Source organism: Corynebacterium marambiense, from assembly GCF_016342275.1.
GTDB classification, from domain to species: domain Bacteria; phylum Actinomycetota; class Actinomycetes; order Mycobacteriales; family Mycobacteriaceae; genus Corynebacterium; species Corynebacterium marambiense.
On the sequence record NZ_JAEIOT010000011.1, the window covers coordinates 156,620 to 178,583 of the forward strand.

The 21,964-nt window shown below is 62.1% G+C and carries 17 protein-coding genes and 1 pseudogene; 11 read left to right on the forward strand and 7 right to left on the reverse strand.

Annotation, left to right across the window (positions count from 1 at the left end):
• Positions 1 to 258: 258 nt before the first annotated feature.
• Together JDV76_RS09940 and JDV76_RS09945 are read left to right on the forward strand one after the other, a co-directional pair.
• Entirely contained in the window at positions 259 to 780 is a 522-nt protein-coding gene (locus tag JDV76_RS09940) for a hypothetical protein (RefSeq protein ID WP_198736738.1), read from the forward strand.
• A 287-nt stretch (positions 781 to 1,067) separates the two neighbouring features.
• Positions 1,068 to 1,373 carry a hypothetical protein gene (locus tag JDV76_RS09945; RefSeq protein WP_198736739.1) on the forward strand — a complete coding sequence of 102 codons (306 nt, stop codon included), beginning with the start codon at positions 1,068 to 1,070 and terminating at the stop codon, positions 1,371 to 1,373.
• A 441-nt stretch (positions 1,374 to 1,814) separates the two neighbouring features.
• On the opposite strand, the gene JDV76_RS12945 is transcribed toward JDV76_RS09945, so the two are convergent.
• From JDV76_RS12945 to JDV76_RS09955, 3 genes and pseudogenes are all read right to left on the reverse strand, one after another.
• Complete coding sequence (locus JDV76_RS12945; protein ID WP_336244258.1) at positions 1,815 to 2,180, reverse strand: DUF3887 domain-containing protein; 366 nt, start codon at positions 2,178 to 2,180, stop codon at positions 1,815 to 1,817.
• A 30-nt stretch (positions 2,181 to 2,210) separates the two neighbouring features.
• Positions 2,211 to 2,303 (reverse strand): annotated as a pseudogene (locus JDV76_RS12660) (DUF3887 domain-containing protein); the annotation flags it as partial.
• Between the two features lie 547 nt (positions 2,304 to 2,850).
• Positions 2,851 to 3,504, reverse strand: coding sequence for a hypothetical protein (locus JDV76_RS09955; protein WP_198736741.1), 654 nt, complete (start codon positions 3,502 to 3,504; stop codon positions 2,851 to 2,853).
• A gap of 99 nt (positions 3,505 to 3,603) precedes the next feature.
• On the opposite strand from JDV76_RS09955, the gene JDV76_RS09960 reads away from it, so the two are divergent.
• A complete protein-coding gene (locus JDV76_RS09960; protein ID WP_198736742.1) occupies positions 3,604 to 4,245 on the forward strand; it encodes a nucleosidase in 642 nt (213 codons plus the stop codon).
• Positions 4,246 to 4,664: 419 nt separating this feature from the next.
• Positions 4,665 to 5,477, forward strand: a complete 813-nt coding sequence (locus tag JDV76_RS09965) for an IS630 family transposase (RefSeq protein WP_232959234.1) — start codon at positions 4,665 to 4,667, stop codon at positions 5,475 to 5,477.
• 213 nt (positions 5,478 to 5,690) lie between these two features.
• Here the strand turns inward: JDV76_RS09965 and JDV76_RS09970 are convergent, their stop codons facing one another.
• The 4 genes from JDV76_RS09970 to JDV76_RS09985 form a co-directional block, all read right to left on the reverse strand.
• Positions 5,691 to 6,500 carry a hypothetical protein gene (locus JDV76_RS09970; RefSeq protein WP_198736743.1) on the reverse strand — a complete coding sequence of 270 codons (810 nt, stop codon included), beginning with the start codon at positions 6,498 to 6,500 and terminating at the stop codon, positions 5,691 to 5,693.
• 128 nt (positions 6,501 to 6,628) lie between these two features.
• Positions 6,629 to 8,296, reverse strand: coding sequence for an LGFP repeat-containing protein (locus JDV76_RS09975; protein ID WP_248140939.1), 1,668 nt, complete (start codon positions 8,294 to 8,296; stop codon positions 6,629 to 6,631).
• A gap of 735 nt (positions 8,297 to 9,031) precedes the next feature.
• Positions 9,032 to 10,447 (reverse strand): AI-2E family transporter, encoded by a 1,416-nt coding sequence (locus JDV76_RS09980; RefSeq protein ID WP_198736744.1) that lies wholly within the window; start codon positions 10,445 to 10,447, stop codon positions 9,032 to 9,034.
• A gap of 113 nt (positions 10,448 to 10,560) precedes the next feature.
• Positions 10,561 to 14,037, reverse strand: coding sequence for a proline dehydrogenase family protein (locus JDV76_RS09985; RefSeq protein ID WP_198736745.1), 3,477 nt, complete (start codon positions 14,035 to 14,037; stop codon positions 10,561 to 10,563).
• A 684-nt stretch (positions 14,038 to 14,721) separates the two neighbouring features.
• Here JDV76_RS09985 and JDV76_RS09990 point away from each other — a divergent pair.
• From JDV76_RS09990 to exaC, 7 genes are all read left to right on the forward strand, one after another.
• A complete protein-coding gene (locus tag JDV76_RS09990; RefSeq protein WP_198736746.1) occupies positions 14,722 to 15,099 on the forward strand; it encodes a hypothetical protein in 378 nt (125 codons plus the stop codon).
• Between the two features lie 277 nt (positions 15,100 to 15,376).
• Positions 15,377 to 17,212: a molecular chaperone DnaK gene (gene dnaK, locus JDV76_RS09995; RefSeq protein WP_198736747.1), complete on the forward strand. Its 1,836-nt coding sequence runs from the start codon at positions 15,377 to 15,379 to the stop codon at positions 17,210 to 17,212.
• Positions 17,213 to 17,389, forward strand: a complete 177-nt coding sequence (locus JDV76_RS10000) for a hypothetical protein (RefSeq protein ID WP_198736748.1) — start codon at positions 17,213 to 17,215, stop codon at positions 17,387 to 17,389. It begins immediately after the preceding gene.
• Between the two features lie 20 nt (positions 17,390 to 17,409).
• Positions 17,410 to 18,093, forward strand: a complete 684-nt coding sequence (gene grpE, locus JDV76_RS10005; RefSeq protein ID WP_198736821.1) for a nucleotide exchange factor GrpE — start codon at positions 17,410 to 17,412, stop codon at positions 18,091 to 18,093.
• A 123-nt stretch (positions 18,094 to 18,216) separates the two neighbouring features.
• Entirely contained in the window at positions 18,217 to 19,398 is a 1,182-nt protein-coding gene (gene dnaJ, locus JDV76_RS10010; protein WP_198736749.1) for a molecular chaperone DnaJ, read from the forward strand.
• A gap of 110 nt (positions 19,399 to 19,508) precedes the next feature.
• Positions 19,509 to 19,964, forward strand: a complete 456-nt coding sequence (locus tag JDV76_RS10015; protein WP_198736750.1) for a heat shock protein transcriptional repressor HspR — start codon at positions 19,509 to 19,511, stop codon at positions 19,962 to 19,964.
• 416 nt (positions 19,965 to 20,380) lie between these two features.
• Entirely contained in the window at positions 20,381 to 21,898 is a 1,518-nt protein-coding gene (gene exaC / locus JDV76_RS10020) for an acetaldehyde dehydrogenase ExaC (protein ID WP_198736751.1), read from the forward strand.
• Positions 21,899 to 21,964: the final 66 nt, after the last annotated feature.

Sequence of the window (21,964 nt, forward strand, 5' to 3'; positions counted from 1 at the left end):
TAGTCAAGCTACTCGCATGGTATCGGTGAAAGATGCCCATGGGTATCTACCTTGTTTGACCGCACAATCCGATGTGTACCTGGGGGTAGATCAAGGAACTGTTTTCCAATTCAGTCCAAGATCATCCTATAGGTGGGAAACTTGCGCAGCTCGGTGTGTCGGCACGTGCGCGTTGTGTCCCGGCGGTCAAAAACTCCTTGGTGTATCAGTATTAGATACTAGCATGTGAGGTTGTGATTTTCTTCTATGATTACTGGTATGACTTACTTTCCGCGGATAGAAGACCTTCCCGATGATGGGAGTCGTCAGAAGGAAGTTTACGCAGCTGCTGGCCTTGCCCTTTATAAAGGACAGGTCTGGGAAAGGGGGATGATAAATCTCGTTTTAATAATGAACTTGGCAAAAGGAAAAATAGCGGATGTTGAAGACTGGGATAGGAGGGAGGTTGATCTTTCCTCGCTTACTGCAGGTAGGTTGCGAAAGCTGATTGAGAAAGAGGGATTGGCGCCTATTGATACCTTGGAAATGTGGGGGGAGGCTCGCGACTTTCGCAACTATTTGGCACATCGGTTCTTTTACGAAAACGCGGTTTCTTTTATGACTGATGAGGGTAGTCAGGCCATGCTTGACGAGCTTGATAAAATGATCAGATTTTTTGAAGCGGCAGATAGGAAAACGCGGAGTGTCGTTGAAGATACTTCAAGAAAATTGGGTATTACTCATGAGGTGATAAAAGAAATGGGGGAGCAGCTAGTGGAAGAGTATAAGGAGTCTATCTAGTACTGGATGGATGGATGGATCGGCCTGCTGTCCGAATTCGTGTCTAACATGACTTGACTGGGCTCGGTGTAGCGATCGATGACGGTAATGCGGACTTGTGTTTATAATATTTGGAGGGGGTGCTATTCTGGGTTCGCTTTGAGTGAGAGCTGTTGGGGTATTCTCGATTGCCGCATTGGAACGGTGTTGCGGACGGGCCGATCACGCAGAGTGTCCTAGGCCGGCGGTAGATGACAGTGTCCTGCTCCTTTGAATTCCCTCTTTCGGACGGGCGCTTGCAATGAAATGTGGCCATCGTCGCGGGAGTGGCTGAAACGTGGAACCACAAATGTCGAATCCTGTTCGCATGGTGGAACGTAGGTCGAACCTTCTCGGCAGTCTTTCTCCCGCGACGTGATTGGATGGTCATGAGGGTCGGTTTCCTTGAAGATCCCATCATTCGTGTGATCTTCTCTGGATTAAATTGGCTTTTATTAACCTATCGAGTTGCCCAATCGTCAGCGGCCATCGAAAAAAGCATCAAAAGCAACTATATTGAGTATTCCGTCCGCGAAATTTGTCATTTTCTGACGGATGAGATCGAATTTGCATAATGGAATCCGGTCGCGTTGCCATGATGGCGGGCGGACCAACTGCAGTACTTGGTCATTGCTGGATTCTCGGTTCTTAGGAGGTGTGAGTCGAAGCTTGTTTGATCGTGCGGTTCTTAATCATTAAGATCCCTTCCCTATTGCAAAAAATAAAGGTGTCAGAGGCTAGGCCAGCTGGCGCGTTGTTCGGATATGTTTATCCAATTTTATGGAGAGTATGAGGCCGGCGAAGCGGGTTATTCGAAATCTTCGGTTTGAGATCCTCCCGACCGTGCAGTTTGTGGGCTATTCGAATGAAAATCGGTGAGTTGTTTCTACCAACGGGGGGCATTGTGCTGGAGTGATCGCGATAATTGTCTTTATGGATGTAGTAGCTAGTTGAAGCAGTTGTCACCAGACGGTACGAGGTTAAGATTACCGGTGAGTAACTTAGGTTTGACTGGGCTAGTGAGTTCTGTCTCCGCTGAGTGCCTGGTCGGCGGGGAGGAACCACAGTCCGACCATCTCGCCCTCCCGGTTGTAGCTGATTCGCCCGACTAGATCGGTCGCCTCGAAGTCGAGGAGCTGTTCGACGACGAGGACCTCGTCGGCGAGGCTCACCGTCTGCGCCGGGTGGCGGGCCTCGAGTTCGCCGCCGAGTGCCACGACCTGGGCCCAGGCGTCCGCCAGGGATTTCGCGTCGAGTTCGTCGCCGAGTTTCGGACCGAGCAGGCGCGCCGCGCCCTCCCAGTCGTGGGCGGTGAGGGCATCGAGGAAGGTCACGGCGTGGGTGACCGCCTCCTGCTGTTGGGTCGGGGTGGGTTTGTTCATGGGGTTTCCTGTCCGTGGGTCGATGGGGTTGCCGAACCTCTGGAACGCCGCCTGTCGGCTGATGCCGAGGGCGTTTCCGATGCTCTGCCACGTGGTGCCCCGTTCCCGGGCCGCGTGGACCAGTGTCCCCAGTGCCTCGGTGGACAGCAGCTGCATGGTGTGTGCCGTGGCCAGGGAGTGGGTGACGTCCCGGGGTGGGGTGTTTCTCGGGATGCTTTCGGTGCCGGAGGTGTCGATCTCCCGGAGTTCCGTGGCGAGCAGGGACGCGACCTGGGTGAGCAGCGTGGCCAGTGTGGTGGTGTTCAGTGGTTCCGACATGTGTAAAGGTTATCTTTACATTCCGGAGGTGTCAAGGAAATCTTTACACGGTTACGGTGGCGGGGCACGGTCACGGTGAGAGGTGCGGTCGGACTATGGGACGCGGGCACACGCGCGGTGGAGCGTAATACAGGTGCACCGGATCGACGTGTCGCACACATCCTGCAGTAGGTGACGGGGTGCAGCGGCCGGGATCGACTCCCCGGTGGCTGGACCCGTGATGCGGGGCCACCACCTCGGGTATCCCTGGATCGGCGCAGTTGCATTGGGCCTACACGTGAAGACCCGGAGAGCGATGGTCACGTCACGGCCCAGGGAACGTACGGGATTCCGCGGTCCCGCAGGGGACCGGTCACTCGCAGATCGGCACGCCGCGGGCGAGTCGGGCGATGCCGTCCCAGTCGATGGAGCCGGCCAGCGTCGCCGCGGACGCGAGTGCGGCGGCGGTGGGTGGGGCCGAGATCATCGTCTCCGGTAGCCACCAGCCCTCCCACGAGGTGTAGGCCACATCGCGTGTGTCGAGTAGCTCGCGGATTCGGCCCGCGTCCGCGAGGAGCGGCGTGCCCAGCGTCCCGACCCAGGCGTCGGTGGCGATGCGGGTGGTGACGGCCCGGGCCGCGGTCAGGGGGTCTTCCGTGCCGGTGGTGTAGACACCGGGGGTCAGGCGCCCTGCCTCCCGCGTGGCGGAGAAGCCCGCGCCGGAGGCGACGTCGGGGGAGATCACGACGGCCTCGTAGTGGCGGCGGAGCTCGGCGACGGTGATGTCCCCGCCGACGCACACGTTGCCGAACAGTTTCAGCCGCGGTGTCGCCGGTGCGTCGGGTTTCTCGGTGAGGGTGTCCCCCGGGGCGTGTTCGGCCAGCCCGTAGCGGATGAGGCCGAAGGGGGCCGGGGTGCGTTCGAAAAGGTCGACGTAAATGTTGCAGCCGCACCCGACGAGCAGTTCGGCGGTCTGGATGCCGACCGGCCCGGCACCGACAACGGCGATCCTCTTGACGGGGTACATGCGTGTCCTTTCCTGTGACGCAGGTTTACGGCACTCCGGTTGATTCTAACCGCACAGGTTCACCACGCCGGTGTCTTTTCTGTGACCTAGAGTGTGGGCATGGAACTTCGCGGAACAATCACCAACGGTCGGCCCCTTCTCGTCTTCGCAACCACCAGTGAGACGGAGGCTATCGACACCGATCTGCCTGTGCTTGTCACGGGGGTTGGTGTGCTGCGTGCGGCGATCGGCTTGACCGAGGTGCTCACGGAGGCGCGTGTCGACGGTCGGGTGCCCAGCGCGATCATCAATCTCGGAACCTGCGGTGGGCTCGTCGACGGTCTGAACGGCGTGTACGAGGTGCGTGAGGTGTACAAGCACGACTTCTCCTCCGAACTGCTGGAGGAGATCGACGGTAAGCCGGAGATCAACGCCCTCACGCTCGGCACGTCGGGACTGCTGCCCACCGCCCGCCTGGCGACGGGTGACAGTTTCATCGCGGACAGTGCCATCCGGACCCGGCTCGCGGAGCGTGCGGAGCTCGTGGAGATGGAGGGCTACTGCTTCGCCAGGATCGGATACCGCTACGGCATTCCCGTCACCCTGCTCAAGCAGATCAGTGACGGCGCGAACGAGGAGTCCGTGGGCACGTGGGCCGACGCCGTGGCGGAGGGCTCCCGCCAGTTGAACGACGCCCTGCGCACTCTTCTGGATGCCGATGCACTCGTGCAGAACGTCCCGGTCCCTGTGGCGCGTTCCTGACCCCGGGACCTGGACCGAGAAAGCCCCGCGCCCGGGAACCGGGCGCGGGGCTTTCTGACGTGTCGGAGACTAGGGAGTGTCTTCTAAAAGGCGTACCCGGGTCAGGATTGCGCAGAGGTGGACCGCGGCGCGGTCGGTGATGGCGGGTTTGTCGTAGCAGGCGGCCGGGCCTTGCCGGTCGATGGTGCTGTGGATCGTGCTCGTCAGTCCACCACGCGAGCGGCCAATACGGTGACCTGCAGGTTCGCACTCCACGATTGGCTGGTTCTTGTGATTCGATTGAGCCCTCTGTGTCCTGCTCAGGGGCGCGTTGTGTTCGTGCCATGGTGATGGGCGCGATAGATGGTGGTATTGATCGAGACGTTCTAGTGGCGCGCGTCGTTAGTTCCTGAACGGTTGAGGATCTGAAATCATGGGGCATGGCCAATCGACCTGCTCCGGCTCTGGTGTTGCGTGAGGGTGATCTCGAGAAGCTTGAGAGTTGGGTCCGTTCAAGGACGGTCACTTCTGGTCTGGACAAGCGGGCCCGGATGGTCTTGTTGGCTGCCGAAGGGATCGGGAACTCCAAGATCGCCGATCGGGTCGGTGCTTCGCGGACCACGGTCATTGAGTGGCGCGATCGCTATGACGAGCGTGGGCTGGCCGGTTTGAAGGATCTGGAGTGCTCGGGCCGGCCCCGCGAGTTCGACCATCGCCAGATCGTGACTGAGACACTGAAGCTACCCCCGAAGAAACTCGGGGTCACGCACTGGTCAAGCCAGCTGCTCGCGGACCGGATCAAGGTCAGCGCCTCGACGATCCAGCGCGCGTGGCGTGGCTACGGGATCAAGCCTTGGAAGGCCGAGTCGTTCCGGTTCTCCACCGACCCCGAACTGGTCGGGAAGGTGACCGACATCTGCGGGCTGTACCTGGCGCCGCCGGAGAACGCCATCGTGCTGTGTGTGGACGAGAAGTCGCAGATCCAGGCGCTGGACCGCACTGTGCCGATCCTGCCGATGCAGGAGGGCCGGGTCGGGCGCCGCTCCCATGACTACTACCGCCACGGCACCAGCACCCTGTTCGCCGCTCTCGACATCGCGACCGGTCAGGTCACCGCCGCGTTGAAGCCGCGGCACTGCCACCAGGAGTTCGTGGCGTTCCTGCGCCAGATCGAACGCGCCCACCGCCCTCGTCGACGACGTCGCGGCGGGTGCGTTCGATTTAATAACGTTCCCGAAGGTGACCACAGGTGATTGAAACGGATGCGGGGCCCGAAAAGCGTTTTTAACAGCAGGGGTCCGTATACCTGACATCGGAAAGGATGGAATCGAATCGCACACCAGAGATACCCCTACCCCGGGAACGGGCTATCCGTACGGAGGGTTCTTCAATCCTAGTCGGACTAAAAATGCGCGCCCCTTCACGGGAGGCTATGTCACAGATTCCACCGTGTCGAAGTAGTTAAATCATTCACTTAACCCCCAACCGATGTCCTTATGCCACCACTGAGGCACCAGGTCGTGTCCGTCGCTTTCGGCGCTGACTGAGTGAACAATGCCGTCAGATATCCGGCAATCAACATATTGCGTCACAGATCCGGCCGGGAGCTGTAGGGATGAGGACTCTATCGAGCATCTTGTAAAAAATAGAAAAACGTTTGCCCGAAATGCCTCGATCCGATTTATCGAACAGTCTTTAAATATGAAAGAGGGCTGCCAGTCGCGCGGTGGATCAGGCTTCGGAGAGTGCATCATACGAATCAATAGCTGGCCTTTACTGGTAAAAGCGCTACTAGAAAACTGTATCGGGGAACCACATGATACTGCGGTTAAATGCACTGCATTATCAAAAGTGCAATCGGTGAACCGAAACCGCTTAAGCAACACGTTCGACAAGATGAGCGGCTTACTAAAGAACGCTCCCTTGATGTCAATATCTGGAGGTTCGAATTCCCCTTTTTCAGAGGTGCTGCGAATGGCGTAAAGCTGAAAAGCTAAAGAAGCCAGAACGGTTTCTTCTATCTTGCCGTGCAATTCGATTCCTATCGCCTCTTCCCTTAGTAGGGCGCTAGAACTTTGAAGGAGATCCAGCGAGAGATTCAGGAGTTGCTGAGAGGGTTCAGGGCAGTCGACTTCATGTTGAGCACGGAGACCGTTTTTATCTTCTCCACTCGGAGATATAACTTCGCTTTCTAATATTCTTTCCGCGATTTCAAGCCGGGTTTTGGTGGGGTTGCGTACGAGATTTTTAAGTGTTAAGAGCTTTATTTTATCCATAATGTGATGATCCTAATTTGGGAATGTCGCAAGCCCTTTACTGAAAACGAATTGGACAAATGACCTACATCGGTCGAGGGCCTTGGCTTGGCGGGGCAGGTGCTACCGAATTGACTTGACCTTACTGGTTAAAAAAACCGGCCAAACCTCTTCGTCTCCCTCATTCGTTCTGGGCAAAAGTTGACGACGATTTTGTCATCCTGGCCACAGAAGGCATTTACTAGACCCAAGTCTGCCGTATCGTCGCTGGCATTCCTCCCGGGAACGCCTTTAAACCATTCCCTATTCTCTGCTAGGTAGATGTGCCGAAGTATTACTGGATCCGCATACTCCTCGCACTTTCCAAAGCTGCAAGCCTTGAAGAAGACTTTCGTCTCCCAACCTTCAGCACCGGACTCCGTCGGAGAGAAGTAGGTTGATGTTTCCGAGGTGTTGGCTGCCTCTACCATATCCCAGCGAGTAACGCCGTGTTTATACTTAGCTTTATCGGCTCCAAATCCAACGCCCGGAAGATCTTGGGGATCCCAATAACCACGCCGGATCAAGAAATGCGGATCAACACCTGGGTTTTTGGGGTAGATGATATCGCCAGTTCCGCTCCTACTGGCCGAACGAAGACCGGCGGATTCAGGGGCGTCCTTTTCGGTCGGAACCTCTTCGATTTGCTGTGACCGAATTGTACCGTCGACTACTCCACCCATGTGGGCGATACCGTCTTCGGTGGCCCAAGCAGCACCTTTTTCGAAGCGTTGCATTACACTGTCTTCGAACGAAGTGGAGGAAATATGGGGCAGCCCTAGCCCGTCTATGCCACCCAATTGGTTCCATAATGTCACGATGCCACCAGTCAACTCGCGGGCACCTACAGCAGCCCCCCACAAGATCGTTGCGTTCATCCCAAAATCCACGTGATGAGCAACTCCGGGGACATAGGCAAGTTCGTGTGTTGTGGGCCAGCCCAGCTTCCCGGTCTCCCTTCCTAGGGCATCCCATACTTTCTTTGTCGCCAGGTACATGAACCGGGTTTGTCTGTCGTTGCGCCAGCTAATCGTGCCATTGGAGAAGTTATTATACCGGTACCGGTCACCGTTGGACATTTCATTGGTGATCGGGATGCCGATGGCATGGTGGGATCCGCCCAACTCGTCGTAGCGTTGCTTAATGTCGCCCCAGACAGCACCGCCGGTCAGAGGGTTGTAGTAGTTGTCCCCGCCGGTGAACTTCTGCATTTGCGTAAGGGGGACGTTCGTGTCGATCGGGCTGGAGGTGGGGTATCCGAGTGGACCGGACTCCCATTTGAGGGTGCCCCACTGGCGCATTCCATCGAGAGTCACAGCGTGTGCACCAGTGTCAGGGTGCCAGTAGATTGAGCCGCCGTAGAACTCGCTGCGCTTTCCCACTCCGTCAGGGTTGGTCAGTTCATTTGACTTCGGCGGCCCAAGCCAGGATAGTGTCCCACCGATCTCACGGTAAGCATCCAAGATAGCGCCACATACTTGAAATCCCGTAGGCCACACCGTTTGGCAACCTGTGGCTGCCAACATCTGCGGTTGCACGTTACGGCGCCCTTCCTCGATCTCGATCTGGTCTGCCTGTCCCTTCGTCACTCCTTCAGGCAGCTCCACGGCATCAGAGCGCATTTCCCCCTCAACCAAGGTCTTCTTTGGCGCAGGCAGGGTAGTGAGGTTATCCGCAGTCTCTCCTACTTGCCGTTCATGTTCTGCCACCTCTTCCGGGTGGTCCAGCTCGTACTGTTCCAGTTGCTCTTCTATAGAAGGCTTGTTTCTGTCCGACACATAGTCGAACTGTTCGATCCCCGTATCCGGTTGGATCGGCCCTCATTCTTGTGGTTGGGCAGAAGCGGCGGGGGATACCGCTCCGAGAATGACCAACGCCGAGAGGACCGCGCCCCTGCTCTTTCGTCGAAACATTTATGCACTCCAAACGGGTGGGATAACGTGAACGCCCTGAGTATAACCATGTCTAATGGATTGGTGCAGGGAAGTGTTTGACGTAGTGACTGCGCTGTCGTCGCTGAGCGTAAGGGCAAGCGCAGCCCTGCTAGGGAGTGTCTTCTAAAAGGCGTACTCAGGTCAAGATTGCGCAGAGGTGGACCGCGGCGAGGTCGGTGATGGTGAGTTTGTCGTAGCGGGTGGCCGGGCCTTGCCGGTCGACGACGCTGTGGATCGTGCTCGTCAGTTCACCACGCGAGCGGCCAATTCGGTGACCTGCAGGTTCACACTCCGCGATTGGCTGGTTCTTGTGATTCGATTGAGCCCTCTGTGTCCTGCTCAGGGGCGCGTTGTGTTCGTGCCATGGTGGTGGGCGCGACAGGTGGTGGTATCGATCGAGACGTTCCAGTTGATCATCCCGGGTGCATCCGCGTCAGCGAGAATCGTGTGCAGGGCCCGGTCCCAGGTGCTCTCGGTGTGGCGACCATGGCGCGTGCATACCGTCTGCCATGGGCTGAACTCCGTCACGCCATACGGCCGCCGTCTGGCGAATCACCGCTCAGCTATAGGAGACACGTCTTAGTCGTTGCTTGGAATGTCATGCCGTTTGAAGCGTCGCCGGACCGAACGCATCGCCTGGGCGATGTCTATGAGGGCCTTGGAACCGGCCGCGGTCTCGGTCTCGATTTCGTCGATCGTCCGTTCCCCGGATCGGAGGCTGATGATCTCCGCGTGGTAGCGGAGCCACACTGCGACGGTTGCTGCCGCAGGTACGGCGAGGAACGCGCCGACGATGCCGAACAGTCCGCCACCGACCGTGATGGACAGCAGCACGATCACGGGGTGCAGGTTCATGGCCTTGCTCTGCAGCAGCGGGGAGAGGATGTTGCCCTCGATCTGCTGGACCGCGATGATGAGGACCAGGACGAAGATGGCCGTGGTCAGACCGTTGGACACCAGGGCGACCAGGACTGCGATCGCACCGGCGGAGATAGCACCGACGATCGGGATGAACCCACCGAAGAAGGTGATCACCGCGAGCACGAGCGCCAGGGGGACACCGAGGATCACCAGCCCGATGCCGATGAAGATCGCGTCGATGAGGGACACGAGGGCCTGGGCGCGGATGAACCCGGACAGCGTGTTCCAGGTGCGGGTGAGCACCTCGGTGAGATGCCAGCCCGCGGACTTGCCGACGTTGCGGCGCACCCACGGCAGGAATGTGTGGCCGTCCTTCAGGAAGAAGAACGACAGCACCAGCATCAGTAACAGGGTGACCACCATCGACGTTGCGGTGGACACACCCGCAAAGACTCCGGACGCCAGCTTGTTCGCCACTCCGCCCGAGAGCATCCCGGACGCGCCATCCTGGAGCTTCCCGGAGATCTCGTCGAGGACACCGTCGATCTGGTCGGTGTTGATGTTGAAGGGGGGCTCCCCGAGCCGGACCTGGAGCTTCTCCAGACCGGTGACGCTCTGTGTGAACAGCAGCTTCGACTGTTCGGCAACCCGCGGAGCCATCGCCGCGAAGACCCCGCCGAGGGCACAGAGTGCCCCGACGAGAACGAGGAGGGAGGACAGGCTACCCGGGACACCGTGGTCCTTCAGCCAGCGCACCGGCGGCCACAGCACCGTGCACAACAGGATTGCGAGCAGGACCGGCAGGACACCGGTCCAGATGATCCCGAGTCCGAGCCAGGCGATACAGCTGGCTGCGGCCACGATGATGAACCGCAGGGCCCAACCCGCGAACCAGCGGCCGTCCCGGCCGATGATGACGGCACGGTCGAGTTGGTCGTGCTCCTCCGCGGAAACGGAACCCGCGGACGGTTCACCGGCGTCCGATGCCGTGTGATCCGTCTCACCGTTGATGGCGGTGAAGATGATGTCTTCGGATGACGCCGAAGCGGGCGACCCGATCGGCGTGGTGGACTCCAGCTCAGAGCTGGAATCGTCGGAGTGCCCCGAAACCCGGGGGCTGTGATGTTTGCTCATAGTGGTTGGAAACTATGCCACAGACACCGGCTCGCTGGTAGTCAGCTGGCTACGAACGTACAACGGGGAGCAGTCCATCCGGTGGGCGTGGCTCCCCTCCGTCCGGGTGCCGGTCAGTTGGACAGGCCCTTGATGTATCCGAAGCGGTGCTCGGTCGTGGAGATCGCCTGCTCGAGGAGGAACGGCAGCAGCTCCCGCCGGCCGTCGGCTAGGACGGGCTGATCGAGGATCACGGAACCCGATTCGGCCGCCGCCCGGTAGAGCGCGTCGGGAACCTCACCCAAGGCGCGGACGCGGATGGATGCCGCGGCCGCGATCTCGGCGGCGAAATCCTCGTCGGACACGGCCCGGATCCCGGCGCCGAGCGCACCGAGTTCCGCGGCGGTCGCGGCGGTCGCGGATACATCAATGTCCGTCCCGGTGATCTGGCTCGCGAGCTTCATGCGCAGAAGATCCCGCACCGCAGTGCCCGCACCGACGCGCACCCGCAGTGGCTGCAGGAGCGGCCGGTAGCGGAAGACATTGGATTCGGCGAGGAGTGCAGTGCGGTCGTGCTCCACGCCGAACTCCGTCTGCCACGCGTAGGCGTCGGCCTCCGCTGCACGACGCAGCCAGTGGTTGTCCGCCGGGGTGAGAGTCGGGCCGAGCTGCGCCTTGAACTCTCGCAGCATCTGGGCGATCCGTGTGCTCACGGAACCCGAGTGCAGCTCGTTGAGGTCACCCTCGGACCAGGTTCCCTGCTGCCCGATGTAGTTCGGGCCGCCGGCCTTCGCCCCGGAGCCGAGGGATGAGTTCTTCCAGCCGCCGAACGATTGCCGCTCGACGATGGCGCCGGTGATGCCGCGGTTGATGTAGGCGTTACCCACCTCGACGTGCTCGCGCCAGTAGCTGATCTCGTCGGTGTCCAGGGAATGCAGCCCCCCAGTCAGTGCGAAGCCGGTGGAGTTCTGCCACTCGACGGCCTCCTCCAGGGAATCTGCCCGCATGATCCCGAGCACGGGGCCGAAGCACTCGTGGGTGTGGAACCACGAGCCCGGCTCGACACCGTCGCGCAGACCCGGGGACCACAGGCGGCCACTGTCATCGAGCTGTCGTGGCTTGACCAGCCACCGCTCGCCCTCGTCCAACTGGGTCAACCCGCGGGCCAGCTTCTCGCCGGGGGCCTCGATGAGGTTGTTCATCGTGGTGGAGATGTCGGTGCCGTAGCCGACGTGCAGGGATTCGACGGCGTCGATGAGCTGGTTGAGGAAACGCTTCGATTCACCGACCGAGCCGACCAGGATCACCAGCGACGCCGCCGAACACTTCTGGCCCGCGTGCCCGAATGCGCTGCGGTAGACGTCCGCCACCGCGAGATCCGGATCGGCAGACGGGGTGACGATGATGGCGTTCTTGCCGCTGGTCTCCGCATTGATGACCATGCGCGGCTTCCAGCTCCGGAACAGCTTTGCGGTCTCCGATGCGCCGGTGAGGATCACGGAATCCACGTCCGGGTGGCTCACCAGGCGCTTACCGGCCTCGTCTTCGTCTGCGTTGACCAGTTGCAGCAGGTCCTCACCGATACCGGCCTTGCGCAGTGCGGCGACCGCGACTTCGGCGCAGCGCACCACCTGCGGTGCGGGTTTGATGATGACCGCGGCACCCGCGGCGAGTGCCGCGAACACGCCACCCATCGGGATGGCGACCGGGAAGTTCCACGGGGGAGTGACCACCACGACGCGGTAGGGCTCGAAGCGGACGCCGCGCACGCGGTCGAGGGCGCGCGCCGACTCTGCGTAGTAGCGAGCGAAGTCGATGGCCTCCGAGACCTCCGGGTCCGCTTCACCGACGGTCTTCCCGGCCTCATGGCTCATCACCGTGATGAGTTCACCGCGAGCATCTGCCAAGGCCTCGGCGGCCTTGTCCAGCAACGCGGCGCGCTCCGCGCCGCTCTTCGCCGCCCAACCCTCGCCTGCGGTCGCCGCACGGGTCACGGCGTCATCAATCTCGCTCACGGAGGTGACGCGCGCGGACTCCACCGGGCCGGGATCGCGTGACAGGGCGTCGAGGGCCCATTGCCGGTTCGCGGGCAGGGACGGGTCGGTGTCCGGTTCCCCGATGAAGTGGCCCGGTACCGCACCGGAGGAAGTGCCGACCTTCCCCTTTTCCTCGGCTGTTCGGTCCTGAGTGCGGCGCGGACCGGCGGCCGTGGACCAGCGATCCGCCACGGATGAGCGGAACCGTTGCCGTTGACCCTGCATCGGCGTCAGTCCCTCATCGCCGGTGACATCCGGAGCGAACAGGGCATAGAGGAAGTTCTGCTTCGCGCCGTTCTCTTCGAGGCGGCGGACCAGGTAGCTCACCGCGACATCGAAGTCCTCGTCGTGGACGACCGGGGTGTAGAGGATCAGATCACCCACGACATCCCGCACGGCCCGGGCCTGCGAGGGTGCCATCCCCTGAAGCATCTCGACGTCGAGCTGGTGCTCCACACCGCGCTCCACGGCGAGCTCGTGGGCGAGCGCGACGGTGTACAGGTTGTGCGACGCCACCCCGATACGGACGTTGTCCGCGTGCTCGGGCTGCAGAATCCAGTCCAGCAGTCGGACGTAGTTGGCGTCGACCTCGGCTTTGGTCAGGTACGGTGCCTGCTTCCAGTCGTGGATCTCCGATTCGACGCGCTCCATCGAGAGGTTCGCTCCCTTGACCAGTCGAATTTTGATCTTCGCCCCACCCGCGGCTCGCCGTTGCGCGGCGAACTCCGCCAGTTCCTGCAGCGCGCCGAGTGTGTCCGGAAGATAAGCCTGCAACACGATGCCCGCCTCCAACGGCAGGAACTCATCCTCGGTCAGAAGTTCGGTGAACAGGCGGATCGTCAGGCGCAGATCCTTGTACTCCTCCATGTCCAGGTTGATGAAGGGGTGCGGGTCGCGTGATAGTGCCTTGCGGTACAGCGGACGCAGGGTCTCCTTCAGTCGTTCGGTGTTGCCGTCGATGTCCCACGGGTTGAGCTGCGCACACACCGAGGACGCCTTGATGGAGACGTAGTCGACGCGGGGATTGTCCAGCAGATCGAGTGTTCGGTTCAAGCGAGATTTCGCCTCCCGGTCTCCGAGGACGGCCTCACCCAGGAGGTTGAGGTTCAGACGGAACCCCTGCTCGCGGGACCGGTCGAGCAGTTTGTTCAGGGCCGAGCCCTCGGCGTCGAGAACCAGGTGCCCGACCATCTGACGCAGGCGTTTCCGGGCGATCGGCATGACGATGTTCGGCAGCCAGGGGGCGACGATCGACCCAGCGGTGACCAGGCCACGATCAACCGCGCCGACGAAGTCCGGGACGGAACCGCGGCCCTTCAACGGGCTGGCGAGATTGGCCAGTTCCCGGGCGGAGACGTGATTGTCCTCGGGGCGGGCGACCCGGTCGACGAAGCCCATCGTGAAGTCGATGCCGTCGGCGTCGTGCACCAGGGCGGCGAGCTGCTCGGTGGACTTCGCCTCCTTCCGTGACTCGTCGGATCCGGTGGCATTGAGCCACGTCTCGGCGCGGGCGGTCGCGGCGTCGAAGACCTTCTCTACGTCGCCGGTGTTGGTGGGGGCCTGGGGGAGGGACATGAGTGGGTGTGCTCGCTTTCATGAATGGTCACCGGCATCCCGACGTCGGCCGATGCGGCGGGTCGGTGGGTGATTCAGAGAACCGGACCCCTCTGTTCGGGGGCGCGGCGGGAACGCGGAGCGCCGGTGGCGGTCCGTTGGGAAACCCGAAGTGGGTGATCGGCTGGATCGGGGTCAGACCGGTGGACGATCACCGACGGGGCGGCGACGGCCGCCGCACGCCTGGGCGGTGGCCGTGGTGGCCTCATGTGCGGGAGGCTGTACGGACAGGGTGGATGAGGTCACGTGTCACGCACCGCCTTTCCCGGGTGTCGGCATGTGTCCGGCAGAGAAACCACGGGAACCGTGAGGGGATTTCGGGGTGTTCCATCCCACTGTTGGCTCTGCGGAGAAGTCTGTTTGCATAGTAACCCCTCACCCGAATCAGGGAAAGGTGTGATGGCAGGATCGGTGTGATGCTGTGTGGTGGTTCCGGGCGTGGTGGAGGTCCGGCGGAGCCTCCACCGGTCGCGTGGTTTCCAGCACTTTCATCGGGCGATTCCGCATCGGTCCACCCGATGGTCAGGATGTTTTCCAGACCTTAGTATTGGGTCCGTCAGAATCTGCCCGGGCGCCTGCGTGGTCGTCGAGTGTGGTCGGGTACCTCCACGACGTACGGATGACGTACGGATAAGGAGATCCATCGTGAAGACATTCCTCGTTTCGTTGGCCACCGTCGCTCTCGCGGGCGCGGGATTCGCCGCTCCCGCACAGGCGGATCAGCTCGATGCTGAACTGGTGCTGTGGGCCACCGCCCAGATGAAGCTGACATCGTGTGACGCGATCACGCAGCAGGTGAAGGACATCGCCGACACCTCCCCCGTGTCCGCAGCGCAGCTCCGTGAGAAGATTCTCGCGAATGTGGGGGTGGAGCTGAATGACCTGGATCCGACCATCGAGAAGATCTACACCGCCTACACCGATGCGTTGGTCTCACGCGGTCGCGAATGCGGCGCAGTGACCGGGGGCGGGTTTGGTTCGCTGTCGAGCGGATCGAGTGGCTTCAACTTCGGTTCCAGCTAGTCACGTATCCGGCGTGTCGTGACGCGGAGCCCCGGTGGGTGGAGGTCCTGTGCACTTCCCTACCGGGGCTCCGGTGTGCCCCGAAGCGATATGTGTGACAGGGGTCACGCCAAAAAGTTGAGCGTATCGGGAACAACTTTGTGTCGAGCGCCGTTGTGATGGGTGAACAGGTTGAGTGGACCGCGCTCAAGGAGATTGTTAACATCGTCTCCGTAAGTTGAGTCGGGGACAGTCAACCACCGATAGACGACACAGACATACGAAGGAGAACCATCACATGGGACGCGCAGTAGGTATCGACCTCGGAACCACGAACTCGGTTGTTTCCGTTCTTGAGGGTGGCGACCCCACCGTCATCGCGAACGCCGAGGGCTCCCGCACCACCCCGTCCGTCGTTGCCTTCGCCAAGAACGGCGAGGTCCTCGTCGGGCAGTCGGCCAAGAACCAGGCCGTGACCAACGTCGACCGGACCATCCGCTCCGTCAAGCGCCACATCGGCGAGGACTGGAGCGTCGACATCGACGACAAGAGCTACACCCCGCAGGAGATCTCCGCCCGCATCCTGATGAAGCTGAAGCGCGACGCCGAGGCCTACCTGGGTGAGGACGTCACCGACGCCGTCATCACCGTCCCCGCCTACTTCGAGGACGCGCAGCGCCAGGCCACCAAGGAAGCCGGCCAGATCGCCGGACTCAACGTCCTGCGCATCGTCAACGAGCCCACCGCCGCGGCACTCGCCTACGGCCTGGAGAAGGGCGACAAGGAACAGACCATCCTGGTATTCGACCTCGGTGGCGGCACCTTCGACGTCTCCCTGCTCGAGATCGGCGACGGCGTCGTCGAGGTCCAGGCGACCTCCGGCGACAACGACCTCGGTGGCGACGACTGGGATCAGCGCATCGTCGACTGGCTCGTCGAGAAGTTCAAGTCCGCTCACGGCATCGACCTGACCAAGGACAAGATGGCCCTGCAGCGTCTGCGTGAGGCCGCCGAGAAGGCCAAGATTGAGCTGTCCAGCTCCCAGCAGGCCTCCATCAACCTGCCCTACATCACGGTCGACTCCGAGAAGAACCCGCTGTTCCTCGACGAGACGCTGTCCCGCACCGAGTTCCAGCGCATCACCTCCGACCTGCTCGACCGCACCAAGAAGCCCTTCAACCAGGTGATCAAGGACGCCGACATCTCCATCAACGATGTCGACCACGTCGTCCTCGTCGGTGGCTCCACCCGGATGCCCGCCGTCGTCGACCTGGTCAAGGAGCTCACCGGTGGCCGCGAACCCAACAAGGGCGTCAACCCGGACGAGGTCGTCGCCGTGGGCGCCGCACTGCAGGCCGGTGTGCTGCGCGGTGAGGTCAAGGACGTGCTGCTTCTCGACGTCACCCCGCTGAGCCTGGGCATCGAGACCAAGGGCGGTGTGATGACCACGCTCATCGAGCGCAACACCACCATCCCCGCCAAGAAGTCGATGACGTTCACCACGGCGGAGGACAACCAGCCCGAGGTTGGCATCCAGATCTACCAGGGTGAGCGCCAGATCGCCGCGCACAACAAGCTGCTCGGATCCTTCCAGCTCGCAGGTATCGCCCCGGCACCCCGTGGTGTCCCGCAGATCGAGGTCACCTTCGACATCGACGCCAACGGCATCGTCCACGTCACCGCCAAGGACAAGGGCACCGGCAAGGAGAACACGATCAAGATCCAGGACGGCTCCGGCCTGTCCCAGGAGGAGATCGACCGGATGATCAAGGACGCCGAGGCACACGCTGAGGAGGACAAGAAGCGCCGCGAGGAGCAGGAGGTCCGCAACTCCGCGGAGTCCATGGTCTACCAGACCCGCAAGTTCATGGAGGACTCCTCCGACAAGATCGGCGAGGACACCAAGGAGGAGGTCGAGGCAGCCGCCAAGGAGGTCGAGGAAGCTCTCAAGGGCGAGGACATCGAGGCCATCAAGACGGCCGTCGAGAAGCTCTCTACCGAGTCCCAGGAGATGGGTAAGGCCATCTACGAGGCCGAGGCTGCGGCCGGAGCCACCCAGGCCGATGCGGGTAACGCCGACTCCGATGTCGTGGATGCAGAGGTTGTCGACGACGACAACGAGGAGAAGAAGTAGATGACCGATCCGATCGGCACCGACAAGAACCCGGACGAGGTTCTCGAGGGCGACGCCGTGGCCACCGACCTCCAGGAGGCGGCGGACACCGCCCACGAGCGCGCGGTGCACGAAGAGCAGGCCATCATCGACAGCGAGAACGAAGACAGCGACGAGGACGAGGAGGCCACCCAGTGAGCCAGGACGACGCAGCAGCAATGCCGGACAATCCCGGCGATCCGGCCGCAACGGATCCGGAGGCCACATCTCCGGAGCGCGCCGAGTCGGCGGTAGCCGATGCCGAGGCCGCAGCCGACGCCACGGAAACCTCCGACGCGGAAGCCGCCGACGCCGAGCTCGATGAGGCACTTGCCACCGTCGCCGCGGAGGAGGCCGCCGAGGATGCGGAGGCCGCCGCGGGTGGGGAACCGGATCTCTCGGCGGAGCTCGCCGAAAGGACCGAGGATCTGCAGCGGGTTACCGCGGAGTACGCCAACTACCGGCGTCGCACCGAGCGGGATCGGCAGGCGGTCATCGCCTCCGCGAAGGCCTCCGTCGTCAACCAGTTGCTCGATGTCATCGACGACCTCGAGCTTGCGGGGCGGCACGGTGACCTCACTGGGCCCCTGAAATCCGTCAACGACAAGCTCCGCGGCGTATTCAACCGGCTCGACGTCGTCGAGTTCGGTGCCGAGGGCGACGAGTTTGACCCCGAGCGTCACGAAGCCGTCCAGGATCTCTCCGAGGGCGATGACAAGGTCATCGGCACCGTCCTGCGCCGTGGTTTCGCGATGGGGGACCGGCTGTTGCGTACCGCGATGGTGATCATCACCGACCCCCGGGAGTCCGCTCCCGAGGGTGACGGTGCTGAGGGTGGAGGCGACGCCACCGCCACGGAGTGACGTGGCGACGGGGCGGTGGCGACACCGCCCCGGTGTCCGGGTCCGCAGTCGCGGATCCTGGACACCACCGAACAACCTGAATCACACTGAACCCGTGCATGACGCGGAAGGAGGAGATGCCCAATGGCTGAGCGTGAATGGGCTGAAAAGAACTACTACGCGGACCTGGGTGTCTCCTCGTCCGCATCAGCGGAAGAGATCAAGCGGGCGTATCGCAAACTCGCCCGGGACAATCACCCGGACAACCATCCCGGTGACAAGAACGCCGAAGAGCGCTTCAAGCGCATCGCCGAGGCCTATGATGTCGTCGGCGACGAAAAGAAGCGCAGGGAATACGACGAGATGAAAGCCATGCTCGCGTCCGGTGGACTGCGCGGCTTCGGCGGAAAAGCGGGGTCCGGCTTCCCGGGCGGGTTTCGCCAGGCGCAGGGGGACTTCGATGTCTCGGATCTCTTCGGAGGAGATGGAGGATTTACTTCGGAAGGGGGTCTGGGTGATATCTTCGGTGGCCTTTTCAACCGCGGCCACGGTCCTCGCCACGCAGCTCAACCGTCGCGGGGGGCCGACGTCGAAACTGACATCACACTTGATTTCCGGGAAGCTGCGCAAGGGGCGACGATCCCCGTAGAGCTCAAGGGGCCGGCGCCGTGTACACGGTGCCACGGCTCCGGCTCCCGTTCCGGCAAAACCAGCCGGTGCGAGAGCTGTAGCGGAACCGGCTTCACGAGCGAGAGCCGCGGAGCCTTCGGGTTCTCCGCCCCGTGCCCCGACTGCGGCGGCAACGGTCAAGCCATCTCCGATCCGTGCGCGGACTGCTCCGGAACCGGAACCGTCAACCGGACGCGGTCCATCACCGTCCGGATCCCCGCAGGTGTCATCGACGGGCAGAAGGTGCGCCTCGCCGGACAGGGTGAGGCAGGCCCCAACGGACGTCCCTCCGGTGATCTCTTCGTCACCGTGCATGTCCGCAAGGACAAGGTGTTCACCAGAACCGGCACCACACTTGAGGTCGAGATCCCGGTCTCGTTCGCGGAACTGGCTCTCGGCGACACGATCACCGTGCCGACACTCGATTCGCCGGTTCGGGTGAAGGTCCCGGCCGGGACACCTGACGGACGGACCCTGCGGGTCCGGGGGCGCGGGATTCCGAAACGCGACGGGACGAAGGGCGATCTGATGGTCACCGTCAGGGTCACGGTCCCGAAGAATCTCGGTCCCGCGGCGACCAGTGCTCTGCGTGCCTACGCGCAGGCGGAGAAGGAATCCGGTTTCGACCCCAGGGCGGACTGGGCGGGATCTGCATAGACGACGACGCCCGGGTCGGGTGGGGCGGCGACGGATCCCCACCGGCCCGGCATCCGGGCCGGTGACCCACCGGGTCGGCCACGACATCCACACGAGGAGGTGAGGGAGCAATGCCGCACAGTGACCGGCGGTTCCAGCCCCACGACGGCACCTCGCCGGACCACGAAGAGGTTTTCGTCATCTCGGTGGCTGCGGAGCTTGCGGGGATGCACGCGCAGACCCTCCGCACCTACGACCGGATGGGCCTGGTGACGCCAATGCGCACCCGCGGTGGGGGTCGCCGCTACTCCCGCTCCGATGTTGCGCTCCTCAGGGAGATCCAGCGCTTGAGTCAGCAGGAGGGGGTGAACCTCGCGGGCATCAAGGCGATCATCGACCTGACCCAGTCCAATGAACGTTTGCGCCGGGAGGTGGAGACCCTCAGGTCCGACAACCAGCGGTTGAGTGAGGCGCTCGAACGGGAGCGGAGAGCGCCGCGTACGCGGGGAGAACTCGTTGAAGTCCCCGAGTCCACGGCGGTCGTCATCTGGGAACCACGGCGGAAACGACGCAAGCGCCATTCCTGAGAGGTACCGGGAACCGGGATCGCATCGGACCATCGTCCGGGTGCGATCCCAGTTTTTTTGTTCCGGGGGGCTGGTTCCTTACTCCGAATCGGTAAAACCGGCGACATCCCATTCCTGAAAAAGAAGTGAGAAACATCGAAAACACCCCCGTATTAGGTATTTGCAAGGGGTATGTTGGCAAATTTTACTGGATCTAGAGAAATGGCTCGTCGGTGGCAGATTTCAGCTCTGGCGATGATGTTGTGTTGTGCCTCACTGTGTCCGGTCATGCATTTAGTGATGTGCAACACAAGAAGAAGTGGTTAGGGTGGGGCTCACTACATGGTCGGACCTGATCGACTCGCACCGGTGGGACTCCATCCCCGGCGCGAGCGTCGGGAAGGCCGTTCGTCATCACCGAACAAGCGAGGACCGTTATGACTATCTACGCCAATCCCGGAACCGAAGGTTCCATCGTCTCCCCGAGGGAGCGCTACGACAATTTCATCGGCGGCGAGTGGGTTGCCCCGGTCGACGGTGAGTACCTGGACAACATCAGTCCGATCACCGGTGAGGTCTACACCCGCTTCGCCGCAGGTAAGGCCGCGGACATCGAGAAGGCACTCGACGCAGCCCATGCAGCGGCACCGGGCTGGGGGAGCACCCCGCCCGCGGAGCGGGCCCTGATCCTGCACCGGATCGCGGATCGTATCGAGGAGCACCTCGAGGAGCTCGCGGTCATCGAGACCTGGGACAACGGCAAGCCGGTGCGCGAATCCCTCGCCGCCGATCTTCCGCTCGCGGTCGACCATTTCCGGTACTTCGCCGGTGTCACCCGCACCGCGGAGGGGCGTCTCTCCGAGATTGACGACAACACCGTGGCCTACCACTTCCAGGAGCCGCTCGGTGTCGTCGGACAGATCATCCCGTGGAACTTCCCGATTCTGATGGCCACCTGGAAGCTCGCTCCCGCGTTGGCTGCAGGCAACTGCGTGGTGCTCAAGCCTGCGGAGCAGACCCCCATCTCGATCATGCACCTGATGGAGATCATCGCTGACATTCTCCCCGCAGGTGTCGTGAACGTGGTCAACGGTCTCGGATCAGACGCCGGTGCGGCCCTGTCCGGCTCCGATCGGATCGCGAAGATCGCCTTCACCGGATCCACCGAGGTCGGCCGACTCATCAACAAGGCCGCGGCGGACAAGATCATCCCGGTCACCCTGGAACTCGGCGGGAAGTCCCCGAACGTGTTCTTCGCCGACGTCCTCGACAAGAAGGATGACTTCCTGGACAAGGCGGTCGAGGGCATGGCGATGTTCGCGCTCAACCAGGGCGAGGTCTGCACCTGTCCCTCCCGTGCGCTGGTGCAGGAATCCATCATCGATGAGCTCATGGAGCTCGTCGTCGCCAAGGTTGAGAAGGTCCGGATGGGCAATCCGCTGGACACCGACACGATGCTCGGCGCGCAGGCCTCCGAGGAGCAGATGGAGAAGATCACCGGCTATCTCTCCTCCGGCCCCCAGGAGGGTGCCGAGGTGCTCACTGGTGGCGGGGTGGCCAAGATCGACGGCCTGAACGGCTACTACATCCAGCCGACGATCTTCCGTGGCGACAACACGATGTCGTGCTTCCGGGAGGAGATCTTCGGGCCGGTCCTCGGCGTTACGACCTTCACCGACTTCGACGATGCGATACGTATCGCGAACGACACCAATTACGGCCTCGGTGCCGGCGTCTGGACCCGCGACAACAACACCGCCTACCGTGCCGGGCGTGCGATCCATGCGGGGCGCGTGTGGGTGAACAACTACCACTCCTACCCGGCGCACGCCGCGTTCGGCGGGTACAAGGAATCCGGCATCGGGCGGGAGAACCACGCCATGATGATGGCCCACTACACCCGAACCAAGAACATGCTGGTGTCCTACGGCACCAAGCCCACCGGGCTCTTCTGAGCCTGGGTGGTGCCGGGCGTTCGCTGAACCTTCCGGCACCACCACCGCACATTCCGGTCAGGTACA